Raw genomic sequence first — 13,712 nt, 5'->3', positions numbered from 1 at the left:
GTTCAGTGCGGTCGTGTAGTGAAACGGATTTCGCCGGCTGCAGAAGTCCGGCATCCTGCTGGGAGAACGTGGACTCACGTGGCCTTGATCTCCACTGCGAAGTGGGTGTTGATGGGAGAACGAGACTTGAGAAACCGCGTGAGCCGCCGAGCCAGCAGCGCCACTTCATCCTCGGAGTAGATGTCCTTCTGTTTGACGGTGACGGTGACGACAATACACCTGCGCACACCCCGCCTGGCCCGTTCGATGCCGTTTTTACACTCGACCTTGCGGATGCGAGGGTCGAAAGCCATAACCCATGATGAAATGTCGGCAAACGTAAGCGCCCGATCACGATTGCGCAGGCGCGCCGAGATCTCGGCGATCAACTGCTGGTCGCCCTTCGCCGGAATGGCACCCTGCACGGGTAGAATATTCGCAGCCGACAGTATGCCGGGGTGGCTCTCGTACAACTCTGTAATCTTGCCCGCGGCGATACCGTTGGGAGCCACGCCGGCGGTGACCGAGTAGGTGACGGTCAGAGCATCGGGCGGAATGCCGAGGCCGGACGAGAAATCGAACCAGAGAACCAGCCTGTTATCGCGCTGTTCGAGCGCGTAGGAGTTGGCTCCCCCGCCGCCGTGTATCCTGTACCGGGGCAGGTATTCCGTGCCCTGTGAGTCAATCACGCTGACGATGTCGAGAATGCTGTCCAGGTGCTCGGGCAGTTCGATCTCCACCAGCGGGTTGCCACCGGTGTGCTTGAACACGGTAAGTTCGTTTCTGTTCGTGGCTGCAAAGCAGTTGAAGAACATCTCAAGCGGCGAATGGAGGCGCCGCTTGTCGCCGCCGGGCGGGAGATCAACGCGCATCCAGTAGAAGCGCCGGTCGGCCGACGAAAGCTGCACTCCCGCCGCGTCCAGCAGGCCGCTCAACCCGTCGCCGGGAGGGCCTATCTCCCACGCATCAGCGAACGATTCCGGCAACACCACCCAGCTGTTCTCGAGCGGCCCGAACAGGTCGGTGCTGGTCCTTAGACCGCCCCAGTCTACCGGTGACTCGCTGTTGTAAGAGAACATGCCCTCGACCGAGGACGTCAGCCCGGGGCAGAAACCGGCGTCCTTACTGAACTGCCCGGCCTTGTCGCCGGGATACCAGTACGCCCAGCGCAACTGTTTCAGTACGTCGTCGTCACCTCGGAGAAACAGCGAGGCGTCCCTGAAATCAGAGACGAGGCCGCCGAACTCAACGGCAACATGCAGGCAGGTCCTGCGGTCGCCGCCGACGCCTGAGGCCGTTCGTGACGCCGGCTGGGGCTTATCCGGGGAGGGGATGAGGTCGGTAACGGTGTTGCCGTCAACGAGCAGCGAGTGCCTGACGCGAGCAGCGATCAGTTTTTCTTGTCGTTGCGAGCAGAAAAAAAAAGTCTGCCCGCCTTCGCGCTTCTCTTTATAGAAGAATTTCGTGTGGGGATCGATTTCGACCACCGGGTCGGCCGGCTCGCAGCGCATAACGGTGAACGCGGGAATGGGCCAGCGTTTGGCCTCGGGCGCCATGGACTTGATCAGGGACTTCGTCGCCACGTCCCAGGTGGCATCCAATCGCTTGTCGATGTCCGTGAGCTGGTATGCGAAAAGCTGTAGCAGTATTCGCAGCACCGGGTCGATGCGCTCGGGAGATTCGGGGATCTGGCGGTTCCAGGCGCGCAGGTCCTGATACATCAGGGCAAAGAACCGGTCCCGGGACTTTTGCTCTTCGGGCTTGGGTTTGGTATTCATAACAGTTGTCCGTCAGCCTAACAGGTACGATCCCTCGAATTTCCGCTCTTCGTCACCATCCCGGTAGTTGCCGCTCACTTTCACCAGCACGCCCAGTGCCTGGGCGGTGCTGCCGGAGGGGCTGGTGAACGAAACCGAGACGTTGTAGAGTCGCTTTTCAAACTTGTCAATGGTGTTTCTCAGGTTGGCCCGGACGTTCGCCCGGCTGGAGGTGTACAGATCCGAGAACTCCCTTCCCCAGATCTCGCACCCGAATTCCGGGTCAAATTGCATCAGGCCCATGCGGGTGCTCAGCATGAGCCCGACCGAATAGGTAATGGATTCGTGCAGGCTGGCGCGGCGAAAGTACCCCTCCCGGAGCACAAACGGTAAGGCTAAGTATTCCATGAACCCTGACTAATTTATCTGAACCATGGCCCCTTGCACTTTGACCATGGCGCCGCCCTCAACCTTGCAGTTGGCCCCGCCCTTGATTTCGTAGTTGACGGAAGCCTCGCTCTTGAGGTTCATGCCCGCCTTGAGCGTCAGATCCGCCTTACTCTCTTCGACCAGCTTGCCGGCAGACTTGACAGTGACGTCGCCTTTGGTGCTCTCAAGGCTGATGGTTGCACCTTTGATGGTAATGTCGCCCTGGCTCTCGATGCTGATGGCGGGACCGTCCAGCGTCACCACGATCGTGTTCTTGCCGTCCTTCTGAGCAATCCTGATCTCTTCGGCGCCCTCTTTGTCCGTGAAGCAGATCTGGTTGCCGCCCTTGGTCATATACAGCTTGACGAGATTGTCCTCACCGCCGGTGTCGCCATGCGGCGCGTCCTTACCGCTGTAAAGGGAGCCGAGAACGAGAGGCAGGTCCGGGTCACCGTGTTCAAAGCCGATCAGGACCTCATCATCTATCTCCGGAATGCCGTACCAGCCGCGCTCGGCACCGGCCTGCGGGGTCATGACGCGAATCCAGGGTGTTTCGTCCGAACCCTGCCAGGGAAACTTCACCTTCACGCGCCCGAGCTTCTCCGGGTCGTTGTTGTCAACCACGACGGCGCTCTGCAAGTCCGTGATCGGAGGTCCGGGAGCTATGGCGGGGGGGAACGCGACGTCCAGGGGGGTGCACGTAAACGTATTGTGGTACTTGCCGCTCTCGTCAAAGACGTGCGTGACAGTCTGCACCCAGTAAAGGCCGTCGAGCTTATCCATCCCGCTTATCTTAACACAGTGTCCGACGGCCACGGCGGGGACAATTGACTCGCCCCGGCACCGGACCATGCGCCCGACGGACGATTCCTTTGCCCGTGCGAGCACCGCGTCGACCGAGGCCATGTCGGGGGCCTTGACGGCCGCGGTGAAACCCGGTTTGGCAAAAACCGTGCTCGAGGCCTTCAAGGAAATGCTCGACAGCTCCGAGGGCGAGGAGCCTTTCGGCGTCCCGGTCACATCTCCCTCGAGGGACTGCTTATTGGCCTGGTCCCATGCCTGCGTGAGATAATCCGAGATAGCCGTACCGAGCCCCATCGAGAATACTCCGAGGGTCTCGCGAAAAGTCACTTCGGCGGCGGTGTCGCTGCTGGCTTTCACGGCGTAAAACTGCCGGCCGTCATAAAACGCGAACAAGCCGCTCTCCGACGCGATGCGCATAACATACTCGTAGTCGGACTCCCGATACTGAACGCTGAACTCAAGCGCTTTCTTGGTCGATTCGACTGAGCCGACTGTAATCTGGTGCTCGCGAAGAACCGCTTCGACGATACTGCTCCCGGTCTCCTCGTGGTGGAAGCTGTTACGCTTCGCGCCCTCCAGGGCGATAGTCGGGCTGCGCCCGACAATGGTGACGCAATTGAACTCGTCAACGCTGTTGTCCAGACGCACCTCGGTGACGATGCCGACAAACTGCATGGTCAGCGAGGGGTCAACGACATCCCCAACCGGCTGTATCGTCACCGAAATCGTCTTTCCCAGAAAGCCGGTAAACTGGCTGGGATCCTCCAGCTTGGCGCCGCCCGTGGCCTGCGCTCCCCCGCGGATCCCGACCTGCAGGACGTGGTGTCCATCTATGCACTGTTCGAGCCTGACCGAGGAGACGGTGTGTTTGATCTCCTCGTTGTCAATCTTTACCCGACATTCGGCGCTGGTTTCAAGTTTTGGCATAGCGTATTCGCTCACGTGTCTGAGGTGGCATGCAGCCGGGCGGACACTGCGATCCGCCCGGCTGACACGCGCATCTTCTTACTCCTTCCACCGGTTGTCAATCTCGGCGTCGCCGATCTTGAGCCGCTGGCAAGACATTTCGAAGTACTCAAAGACCTGATCGTCAGGCCTGTCCTTAACGTGCGGGACGTGTTCCTCGTAACGCGTGATGAACCCTTGCTCCCACGTCAGCTCTTTCATGACTGCGTCGTGCGGGTTCCTGAACGTCACCTTGCCACCCTTCATATTCGGCTCACTGGAATCCATGGCCCAGCGTGAGATGTCGCTGTTCTCGTCGGATTCGCGAGTGACCTTGATAAGACCGGCGTGGGCACGGTCCGAGGGACGCCCCGTTTCATCCTTGGCGGTGTACAGCTCGTAACTTACCGCGTACACATTCTTGTACACGACACCGTCGATTTCCAGACTTGGTCTCCTGGCCATTACGTTTCTCCCTTTACTGTTACACGCTTATGGTTTGATGTGGTTACTTGTCCGTCCACACTGTTCAAAAAGCTCTGACATCAACGTCGTGAAACCGCGTGTGCGGAAGCGGTCACGCCGGCGTCACTTGTCCTTCACGTTGACCTGGTCTCCCTCGCCCCAGGCGACGAACTCGATGTTGAATGTCCGGGCCGGGTACTTGGGATTAAGGCTCACCTTGACGTCAATCTCCTGACGCTTGCGCATCTCTTCATCGGCAAAAATGTCGACCTTGAAGTCCTGAAGAATGTTGTCGCCGCCCGAGATGGCCTTCATGAACTTGTCGATGTCACGGCGCATGGTGTCGACGAACTTCTGGTCAATCACGCTGAACGTCTGCTTGTTCAGGTAGTTGCGGAGCGTCTTATACACGTAGTCGTAGGTCCGGCGGATTGAGTAGACGTTAAAGGTCTCCTTCTTAAACAGCGTGGCGGCGCCCATGGCCACCGGGGCCGCCTCGAAATCGACAAGCGGATTGACACCCTTCTCGTTGATCTTGCTGGCGTTCGGCTGGTTGCACTTGAACCGAAGGTACTTGGCCTCGTTGATCTTGCCGTGCTTGAACCCCGCCATCGGCTGCTGCATACCCACCGTCACGTCACCCTGGTACATCTTGCCGGCCACCGCCGCCGACGGCGGCACCCACATGTCCTCCTCCTCGTATGCGTTGGCGTTACGCGCCAGCATGTAATTGGCAAACACCGACACGTACTGCTTGAAGTCGTCGATTCCGGCCAGGTTCGCGTAGTTGGGATCATCCAGCATCTCCATGACTTCGTCGAACTTCTCGAAGTTGGGGAGGTCGGTCAGGACATGCACCTTGTTCGGAAGACCCAGTTGCCGGCCAAAGGTATCGATGGCCTCGACGCTCCCGAGGTAGCCGGGCACGACGCACATCGAGAAGCACTCCTTGACGCTCCACTCGCGGTACAGGTCGGCGATCGCCGTGGTCAGCTGCTCGAACTTCTCCTTGTCGTCCGGGTCGGTCAGTTCTTCCGCGCTGACGTTGGAGAAGTAGGCATTCACCTTCTCGTCCGGCTCCGCCTGCGCGTTGGCGAAGAACTTGTCGATGGCCCGGTAGGAGACTTCGAGTTCGCGACTGGCTCGATGCACCTTCTTCATGTTCTTGCCGAGGTTTTCCTCGAGCTTGGTGGCCGACTCGTTGAGCGCCTTGCGAACGTCGTCAAGATTCTCGCTGCGCGAGAGGTACTCCGACCAGATTTTCAGGCGTTCGGCTAAAAGCCGGCGCTGAGTGCCGAATTCCTTCTTATTAAGGAATTCCTTGCGCTGGAAATCCTTCTTGGGGTCGAGCCACTCGACTCCGCGCACGAGATCACCGTCGGCAGTCTTGAACGAGGGGAGTAACGAAGCAAGCTTCTTGAAGTCCCCGAACGATTGCTCCAGGATGGAAGTAAAATCGCTGTCCGAGAGTCGCTCAGCGGCTACTTTTTCTTCCGCCGGTTGGGCCGGTGCGGCCTCCGGTTGCGGCTGTTGTTTTTCCTCTTCACCCATTTATTCATCACCTCACTTTACTCGCTCAGAAGGTCAACGTAGTACTGGGCCACTTTCAGCAACGCTTCTTTCTTTTCCTTGTCCGCCAGGATTTTCTTCAGGGCGGCGTTCTTCTTGAGCTGCTTGTCAAGATCGGCCATGATCTCCTTGCTGTAGTAGGTCTTCTGAAGGTAGTCGTTCTTCTCGATGAGTTCTTTTGACGAGAAGTCCTTCATCGCCTTGATCTCGAAATCAGCGTTAACCGGCTCCCCCTCCGCTGACTCAAGCTCGACCGAGAAGTTGGGCCGATACTTCTCGAACACCTCCTTCATGTTGTTGCAGCGCATCGGTGTCACGTCGGCGTTTTCGTCGTTGTTGAGTTTCGCGGCGTAGAGCGTTTTGTTGGACGGAAGCAGTTCCACGGGAATGGAATCATCCCGTTTGATCCTTTCCGTCGCACCGAGGATGAATTTCGCCATATGCTTCTCCCTCGTCAGTTTGTATTTACTTCTTAGTTTCTTCTACATTCGTGAATATATATGCGTCATCCTGCACTTCCACCCGAACGCTGTCGCCGGCCATCACCTTGCCGGTGATTATATCCACCGACAGCCGGTTGACGATCTGCTGCTCGATGATGCGCTGGATCGGCCGCGCGCCGAGCTCAAAGGTGTAGCCGTCACGGGCCAGCTTGGCCTGGGCCTCGGCGCTCAGCGTGGCCGTTATGTCCTGATCTTCCAGCAGCTCGCACAGCTGGTTGAACTCCAGACCGGCAATCGTCTCCACCTGCTCCGGGGTGAAGGTATGGTAGATGATAATCTCGTTGAGCCGGTTGAGGAACTCCGGGCGGAACTTGGAGAAAAGGAAGGACCGGACCTCCTCCATGTCAAGCTCGCGTCCCTCCCGGTCGGCGTCGAGAATCTGGTCCGCCGCATAGTTGGAGGTCAGCACCACCAGGGTGTTGGAGAAGTCAACCGTGCGGCTCTGGCCGTCGGTGAGCCGGCCGTCGTCCAGCAGCTGCAGCAGCAGATTGAACACGTCCGGGTGGGCCTTTTCAACCTCGTCGAAGAGCACGATGGAGAACGGTTTACGCCTGACGGCCTCGGTCAGCACGCCGCCTTCCTCGTACCCCACGTAACCGGGCGGGGCGCCGATCATCTTGGCCACGGAGTGCTTCTCCATGTATTCGGACATGTCCAGCCGCACCATGGCGTTCTTGTCATCGAACAGGAACTCGGCCAGCAGCTTGGGCAGGTACGTCTTGCCGGTGCCGGTCGGACCGAGGAACAGGAACGAACCGACCGGACGGTGCGCCAGCTTGAGTCCGGCGCGCGACTTGCGTATAGCGTTGGCGATGGCGGCGATCGCTTTCTCCTGGCCGACGATTTTCCTGGACAGGAACGCCTCCATGTTCAGCAGCCGGTCCTTCTCCGCGGTGAGCATCTTGGAGACGGGAATCCCGGTCCGGCGGGCCACCACGGCGGCGATATCCGAGTCGTTGATTGTCTGATCGAGCTTGTCCACGACCGACTGGAGCGCCGGGAGCGTCCGGGCTCTCTCCTCGAAATCGCGCTTCAGAACGTCGATATTCTTCACAGTGTCAGCCATTACGATGCTCCCGCGCCGGCCTCAAGGCGGTGTCCCCAGAATTCGTGCAGCCGGTCCACCACCCGGCAGAACTGATCGCACGACTCCTGCAACTGCCTGAACGCCTCGGCGTCTTTTTCCGGGTCTTTACCTTCACATTGCGCGATCATCTTGCGTATATCCGCCACTTGCGTCGTCAGCTCGGGGAGCTTCTCTCTGGCAAACTCCTCCTTGACGGCGTATTCGGAACCAGCCTCGTCGATGATGTCCAGGGCGACGTCGGGCAGGTTGCGCTCACTCAGGTACCGTTTGGCGTATTTCACCGAGCCCACGAGAGCCTCGCGCGTGTAGGTAATCTTGTGATGCTCCGCGTACTTCGAAACCACGCCGTCGACAATGCGCACGGCTTCGTCGAACAGCGGTTCCTCAACTTTGACTTTTTCGAAGCGGCGGGCGAGCGCCTTGTCCTTCTCGAGGTGCTTGGTGTATTCCTCCTCGGTGGTGGCGCCGATCAGGCGGATATGGCCGCGAGCCAGCGCCGGCTTGATCAGATTGGCCGCATCCATGCCGCCGGAACCGGCTCCCGCGCCGGTGATAGTGTGAACTTCGTCGATGAAAAGAACGAGCTTGCCGCCGGACTTGACGGCCTCGCCGACAAGCGTCTTAAACCGTTCCTCGAACTCCCCCTTGTACTTGGCGCCTGCGATCAGGGAGCCCATGTCGACTTCCATCACCTTCACATCCCGTAACGCCTTGGGCACACCGCCGGCGACGATCGCCTGCGCGAACCCTTCGACGATAGCGGACTTGCCGACACCGGCGCCTCCCACCAGGACGGGCGAGTTCTTTCGCCGCCGCAGCAGAATCTGGATGACCTGCTGGACCTCCTTCTCGCGCCCGATCATCGGGTCGAACTCACCGGCCGCCGCCTGATTGGTCATGTCGATGCAGTAGCGCAGCGTCCCCGGCACATCCCGTCTGCCCTCGACCGCAACCCTCTCACCGGCAGGCGTGACGCCCGAGGCTATCTCTTGGACCGCCTTGCTCTCGGCAATCGCCTTGTAGATATCCTCCTTGGTAATGTCAAGCTTGTCGCGGATGTAGGGAGACAGGCTTGACTTGAGGTCAAAGGCGGCTATGAAAATGTGTTCCGGCTCGACGAGAGGGTCGTACAGCTTGGCCTTCTCCTCAAGCGCCTGAGTCAGAACCAGTTCAACGGCGGGGCTGATACTGATGTTGGCACGTGCCGTGGAGCGGCTGGACTGCTCCTTGAGGTGTATCTCGATGATCGAGGCAACGGAACTCGGACTCTTGCCGAGCTGATTGAGAATCGACTCGACCTCGGAACCCTCATGCCGCACCACTGCCAGGAGAAGGTGCTCGATCTCGATTTCCGGGTGTCGGAACTCCGTGGCAACTTCCTTGGCAACCTTGATAACGGCCCGCGAATCAGAAGAATAGCTGGCAATATCCATGGGGTATTAGTCCACTTTTTGGTTTGCTCGCCAAGATATCAACGCTGACGGCGTCTCGGGGGTCACTTTATTTCTATAACCTAATACCATAACTCTCCCCATTATAGGTGTCAAGCAAATTGTTCGGCCCGGCCAGCGCGCCGACCCTTCTTTGCCTTCTCGCCAAGGCCGGTCTTCACCGACCGGCCCGCTCTCACACGCCGGGTTCACTCCCGGCACGCTCGTAACTCACTCTCGACCCAGCACAGCTCTCCCCACAGCCACAGGCACCTCGACTGGCCCGCATAGCTGAAGGTCTTTGTATAACCCAACACAAGAATCCTGTCCCCCGAAGGAGATACGCAGAAGACCTCGCAACCCCGGCTCTTAGTGTAGCCGGAAGTAACAGGTACTTCCTCATTGATCTCCCGGTGGAGCACCTCGACGGTGTCACCGCCGGTAAGCAGCGAGAGGCTTTGGCTGCCCCGGTGGATCTCACCATCCACGTATCCACTGTCAGGCAAGTACTGCACGTCAAGCGTATGCACGAGAGTGTACGATCCTTGCGTGCTGTCGTCCACCACCACCCGGTTATCCTCCGGGTACAGGATCCTTCCCGGATTGGTCAGGCAGATGCCGTATGATTTCAGCGCCGCCCTGGCTTTCTTCAACCGTTCTCTGGCCACGGGGAGGGGTGTGCAGGTGTCGGCGTCCTGAATAGGATGGTTCTCGACCACCTGGCCGCCGTGAAAGATATGAATGGACAAACCGCCGTTATAGGCCTTCCCAACGTGGGAGACATACCCCTCGCAGTCCACCGGGAGAGGGTAGCCGCCCACCATCGGGTTGCTGTCAGTATAAAGACAGTACAGCCTAACGGCGTAGTACTCCTCATCCTGCGACCAGCCGATCACCTGCATATCCTGGCTGCAACCCAGGGCGCATTCCTTTTCGAACGGGTCATACTGCGCCGAGGCGCTGCCATATCGTAAGACGAATGTGAAGACAAGCGCGGACGCAATTCTGACGATGAATATCATTTGACCATTCTCAGGTTATTCACTTTCAGGCGGGCCATGCGCCGCCTGTTCACGGGAAAGGTTGCGGTGAACTTCTTCCAGTCAAACACCGTGACCCGCTCCCACCAGAACTTGTCGTCCTTGTTCGGATTGACCTGGTCACCCTCCAGGAAGTTGTCAAGGTGCCCGGCTTCCCGGAAACCCGGACCGTTCAACTTGCTGGGCACATTGGATTCGAGCATAAGAACCCGTTGCGTCTCAGGATGCACGTCGACGATTATGAAGCAGTGGCCACCGATATCGGTCGCGGTCGGCGGCTTACCCGGCTCGGCCGGCGGCACACGCGTGGGGTTCCATTTCCACCACGCCTGCACCACGGTCCACGGGGGCGGGATCCGGTCGCTGGCAACGCCGATGGCCATGCGCACGTCGTCGTCATCTTCGCCGATCGCAAGCGTCACCGGCCCGTACAGGTCAATAGTGGGGTCGAACTGCCCGCCGGCGGGCGGCTCCGTGTCATCCCAGCGGTTCGGGATCATCACCGTCATGTGTTTATCATTATCCCATCCGAAAGTCGCGCCGAACTTCTCCCGCCACGCCTGAATCAAGAGCGCCTCCACGAACGAGTTGCAGCCGTTCTGCGTGGATTTCGGCGGGGCCGCCTTCAACGAGCTTACAAAGTCCCCTGCTGCATTCTGATATTGCACGAGGTCGTGGATATGCCAGCCGGCGGGGTAGCGGGGGACCACGTTCAGGCCGTACGTCCAGCCCTCAAACTCGCTCAGCCAGCGCGTGATGTCCGACTCTTCGATTATGCCGTCACAGTGGGTCATCGAAATCACGGCCGGGTTCTTGCCCTTCTCCACCGCCGGGAGTTTCCGGGCGCTTTCACCGTCGAAGTGGTTCTGAAGCACCGTCCGGACCCGGTAGAGCTGATCCGGCTGATCCTCGATCCGGATGCTGAATTGGCCCTTGTTGTCGGTCTTGACCGCATTGTCCTTGATTCTCGTGTCATACAGGACCGCCGTGTGGTGGTCCTTGTCGGCCGTGTCACGCCAGCGTGAACAGACCCACCCCTCGTCGTACGGGAGATTTTCCGACCGGATCTTGACGTAGTCGGCGTCCTTGGTGCTGTCCAATGATGTAGCTATGACCGCATAGTCCCCGGCGGCGATGCGAACGTCCTTAGTAACCGCTACCTGGATCGGCCTCCTGACATCCGTCGTTTCGAAACACTTGAGTTTGGAGTTGAGCGTGACGCTGGTGTTGGTGGCGTTCATGGTTGCCCATGACTTGGTGCCAGAACCATAGCAGAGCCATCCGGTGCCGGCGGGCAGTTTGGCCGCCTGAATCCGGGCCCAGCGGTTGCCCGCAACCTCTTTGATCTCCAGCCCCGTGTAGCTGCCGGCATCGAGTTTGAAGGGTTCTTCCCCCGTTTTGATCTTTATTGGTTTGTCTGTGCTTCCCTCTCTGAAACATGGGAGTTCTTTGGGAAGTCTCACCATCGTCTTGTACAGGTGCACGTCGGCATTGGCCAGCGCCTTCTTGTCCTGATCGACGACCTTGCCGTTGAAGCATATCCTCGACAGCGGTGCGCGGACGAACTGGTGCAGGCAGTTGAAATCGTGAGTGAAACTGCTGTAACCGTTGGCCGTTATCCTGACGCGGTAGGCGACGTCCACGTCCAGCCCGGTGAGGTCGAAGAGACGGTCATCGCGCGGGTTGGTCTGTTTCACAAAAGTGCCGTCGCCGGGCGCGCTTTCGACCTTGCCGCTGGCGGCTTCGGCCTTCCTCACCTCGAACAGCCTGACAAGGGCACCGTCCACCGATACTTTCATTTTGGGGTTAGCTTCGTCGTAAGTAAAGACCTCCCCGGCGATCTTTTCCAGATTATCGAACTGCGACTCCGTAAGCTTCTCGATCGTGTAGTGAACTCTCAGGTAATCGTTGACAAACGGCTTGATCTCATCCTCGATGCCGTAATCACAGCCTTCAGCGAACTCCTGGCGGAAGTCGGCCACCTTCTCTTTGGACGACCCGAAGAACAGGAAAGCGGTGTCGAGTTCGTCGGCCTTGAATTGAACAACCAGGGGGTTGGGCTGGCGGTCCTGAGTCAGCGGGTAGTGCTTCACGGCAATGGCGAACTCGTAGTCGAGGAACTGCTCGGTGCTCTTGTACTGGACCTCGGTGGTGCCGAGGGTGACGCCGTTGACGAGGGCCTCGCACACAAAATCTCCCTTCGACCAGACATCAGTGTCGTCAAGGACCTCGATCTTCGTAATACTGATTTTCCGGTAGACCGGCGTAACGTGCGTCGCCGCCAGGTCGCGGCCGCTGGCGGCTTTGAGGCTTTCTCCGGCTATATATATATTCTCCATCCGAAAGCTTCTCCGGTCCCTTATTCCTCTTTAAGATCGGGGAAATCGACCGTGCACGTCCCGGGCGGCACGTCCTCAACCTTGGCGTAACCGCTGTCGTCCAGATTGCCGTCACGGGTCGTGCCGTCCGGCATGCGCAGCGTGTACTTTTCTTTGCCCAGCGGCTTACCCGCATGGTCCTTCAGCGTAACCTCCATCCAGTCTTTGAACAACAGAAGCCCGGATTCCTGCTCACGGCCGTATTCGGCGTCACCGACCTTCACCGCGAAGAAGTACTCCGGCGGGCTGTAGTGCTTGCCGTATTGCTCAAGGTCGGTTTCGGTGTTGATTTCGTCGGTATCCTCGTGATACTCGTACTCCCACTGGAGTTTGATCTTGCGGTCCTTGATCCTGACGGGCAGTTCGGTGATCCTGTCGTGTATGCCGTCCTCATCGTATTCGTAGATGACAACCATAATCTCCAGGTCATCCGGCAGGTCGCGCACGTCGGCCGTCAGGGTAAGGATATCGCCCCGCCGGGCTTCGGCGGCGCTCCATTTCATGTTCGTCACCTCGACCGGCGGGAAGGCCGGGATGGGGAAGGACTCCCCCGACAGGCTGTTCTTGGGCAGCGAAGCCTCGAAATAGACACTATCGCCGTACTCGATATCCTCAGGGATAGCCAGTTCCCCGACGTACTTGTTGCGCATGATGGTGCCGCTTGTCTTGCCCGCCTTCTTGCCTTTCTCACTCTTGCCGGTGACCTTCACCGGCGCGCCGTCCCCGACGAAGCTCGTCCGCACCTCGAATTTGGCCGTCTGGCCGCCTATGGCGAACGGGCAGAGCCACTCGGCGGAAATGAGGTGCGACTCCAGCTTAACGGTGTGCTTGCTGTCGGTCCCCTTGGAATAGCTCAGGTCCACAACGGTCCTCCACTGCCTCAGTCTTCGTCGAGCGGCGCGAATGAAGCGATCATCTGGTCTACGACGGTTCGAATGGTTTTGACGGTTTTCTTGGAGAAGTTCGACGTGAACGTGTACCCCACGCCGTCGATAATCATGCAATCAATCTTGCGAAACTCCGCCTTGCCGTCGGACGGAACCCATTTGAAGACGCACTCGTAGACCGTGCGACCGTCCGGAAGTGACTTCTCTTCCTCCTTGAGGATTTCGGCCCCGGGGATGGCATCAACGGCGGTTTCGATTCTCTGTCGGGCGTATTCGGCCAACTCGGCGCCCCTGGCATAGCGGTCAACGACGATCGTCAGGCTGTGCTGGGTCCCGCCCTCCTCCGGTCCGAGCAGGTAGTGGACCGACCGGTCTTCCCATCCGTCGGGCAGGTCAATGCGAAACTGGTTATTGTATGAAGTCATGGGCGTTTCCCCGC

General features: G+C 58.9%; 12 protein-coding genes. All 12 read right to left on the bottom strand.

Going from position 1 to position 13,712, the window contains the following annotated elements; translation table 11 throughout:
• Window positions 1–74: 74 nt before the first annotated feature.
• A complete protein-coding gene (locus VMY05_10135) occupies window positions 75–1,757 on the bottom strand; it encodes a hypothetical protein (GenBank protein HUV31432.1) in 1,683 nt (560 codons plus the stop codon).
• Window positions 1,758–1,769: 12 nt separating this feature from the next.
• Complete coding sequence (locus tag VMY05_10130) at window positions 1,770–2,144, bottom strand: GPW/gp25 family protein (GenBank protein ID HUV31431.1); 375 nt, start codon at window positions 2,142–2,144, stop codon at window positions 1,770–1,772.
• Between the two features lie 9 nt (window positions 2,145–2,153).
• On the bottom strand, window positions 2,154–3,896 hold the full coding sequence (locus tag VMY05_10125) for a phage baseplate assembly protein V (protein ID HUV31430.1): 1,743 nt from the start codon (window positions 3,894–3,896) through the stop codon (window positions 2,154–2,156).
• Window positions 3,897–3,974: 78 nt separating this feature from the next.
• Window positions 3,975–4,379: a type VI secretion system tube protein TssD gene (gene tssD / locus VMY05_10120; GenBank protein HUV31429.1), complete on the bottom strand. Its 405-nt coding sequence runs from the start codon at window positions 4,377–4,379 to the stop codon at window positions 3,975–3,977.
• Window positions 4,380–4,502: 123 nt separating this feature from the next.
• The gene (locus tag VMY05_10115) at window positions 4,503–5,930 is read right to left on the bottom strand and encodes a hypothetical protein (protein HUV31428.1); all 1,428 of its coding nucleotides are present in this window, start codon (window positions 5,928–5,930) and stop codon (window positions 4,503–4,505) included.
• Between the two features lie 17 nt (window positions 5,931–5,947).
• On the bottom strand, window positions 5,948–6,388 hold the full coding sequence (locus tag VMY05_10110) for a type VI secretion system contractile sheath small subunit (protein ID HUV31427.1): 441 nt from the start codon (window positions 6,386–6,388) through the stop codon (window positions 5,948–5,950).
• Between the two features lie 25 nt (window positions 6,389–6,413).
• Entirely contained in the window at window positions 6,414–7,517 is a 1,104-nt protein-coding gene (locus VMY05_10105) for an AAA family ATPase (GenBank protein ID HUV31426.1), read from the bottom strand.
• Window positions 7,517–8,971, bottom strand: a complete 1,455-nt coding sequence (locus VMY05_10100) for a Clp protease N-terminal domain-containing protein (GenBank protein HUV31425.1) — start codon at window positions 8,969–8,971, stop codon at window positions 7,517–7,519. Before VMY05_10100 ends, VMY05_10105 begins: the two co-directional genes overlap by 1 nt.
• Window positions 8,972–9,177: 206 nt before the next feature.
• Entirely contained in the window at window positions 9,178–9,990 is an 813-nt protein-coding gene (locus tag VMY05_10095) for a hypothetical protein (protein ID HUV31424.1), read from the bottom strand.
• Complete coding sequence (locus VMY05_10090) at window positions 9,987–12,347, bottom strand: hypothetical protein (GenBank protein ID HUV31423.1); 2,361 nt, start codon at window positions 12,345–12,347, stop codon at window positions 9,987–9,989. The genes VMY05_10095 and VMY05_10090 overlap by 4 nt, the downstream gene beginning before the upstream one ends.
• Window positions 12,348–12,367: 20 nt before the next feature.
• Entirely contained in the window at window positions 12,368–13,249 is an 882-nt protein-coding gene (locus tag VMY05_10085; protein HUV31422.1) for a hypothetical protein, read from the bottom strand.
• A 17-nt stretch (window positions 13,250–13,266) separates the two neighbouring features.
• On the bottom strand, window positions 13,267–13,698 hold the full coding sequence (locus VMY05_10080; GenBank protein ID HUV31421.1) for a DcrB-related protein: 432 nt from the start codon (window positions 13,696–13,698) through the stop codon (window positions 13,267–13,269).
• Window positions 13,699–13,712 lie beyond the last annotated feature (14 nt).

This window comes from Acidobacteriota bacterium (assembly GCA_035529075.1).
In the GTDB taxonomy this organism is placed as follows: domain Bacteria; phylum Zixibacteria; class MSB-5A5; order GN15; family FEB-12; genus DATKXK01.
The sequence above is the reverse complement of the archived record's forward strand: the minus strand, read 5'-3'. Positions and strand labels throughout refer to the sequence as shown.

Bases quoted from the DNA above. Each gene is read 5' to 3' on its own strand.
- VMY05_10135 (HUV31432.1), bottom strand. From the start codon at position 1,757: ATGAATACCAAACCCAAGCCCGAAGAGCAAAAGTCCCGGGACCGGTTC.
- VMY05_10130 (HUV31431.1), bottom strand. From the start codon at position 2,144: ATGGAATACTTAGCCTTACCGTTTGTGCTCCGGGAGGGGTACTTTCGC.
- VMY05_10125 (HUV31430.1), bottom strand. From the start codon at position 3,896: ATGCCAAAACTTGAAACCAGCGCCGAATGTCGGGTAAAGATTGACAAC.
- tssD (HUV31429.1), bottom strand. From the start codon at position 4,379: ATGGCCAGGAGACCAAGTCTGGAAATCGACGGTGTCGTGTACAAGAAT.
- VMY05_10115 (HUV31428.1), bottom strand. From the start codon at position 5,930: ATGGGTGAAGAGGAAAAACAACAGCCGCAACCGGAGGCCGCACCGGCC.
- VMY05_10110 (HUV31427.1), bottom strand. From the start codon at position 6,388: ATGGCGAAATTCATCCTCGGTGCGACGGAAAGGATCAAACGGGATGAT.
- VMY05_10105 (HUV31426.1), bottom strand. From the start codon at position 7,517: ATGGCTGACACTGTGAAGAATATCGACGTTCTGAAGCGCGATTTCGAG.
- VMY05_10100 (HUV31425.1), bottom strand. From the start codon at position 8,971: ATGGATATTGCCAGCTATTCTTCTGATTCGCGGGCCGTTATCAAGGTT.
- VMY05_10095 (HUV31424.1), bottom strand. From the start codon at position 9,990: ATGATATTCATCGTCAGAATTGCGTCCGCGCTTGTCTTCACATTCGTC.
- VMY05_10090 (HUV31423.1), bottom strand. From the start codon at position 12,347: ATGGAGAATATATATATAGCCGGAGAAAGCCTCAAAGCCGCCAGCGGC.
- VMY05_10080 (HUV31421.1), bottom strand. From the start codon at position 13,698: ATGACTTCATACAATAACCAGTTTCGCATTGACCTGCCCGACGGATGG.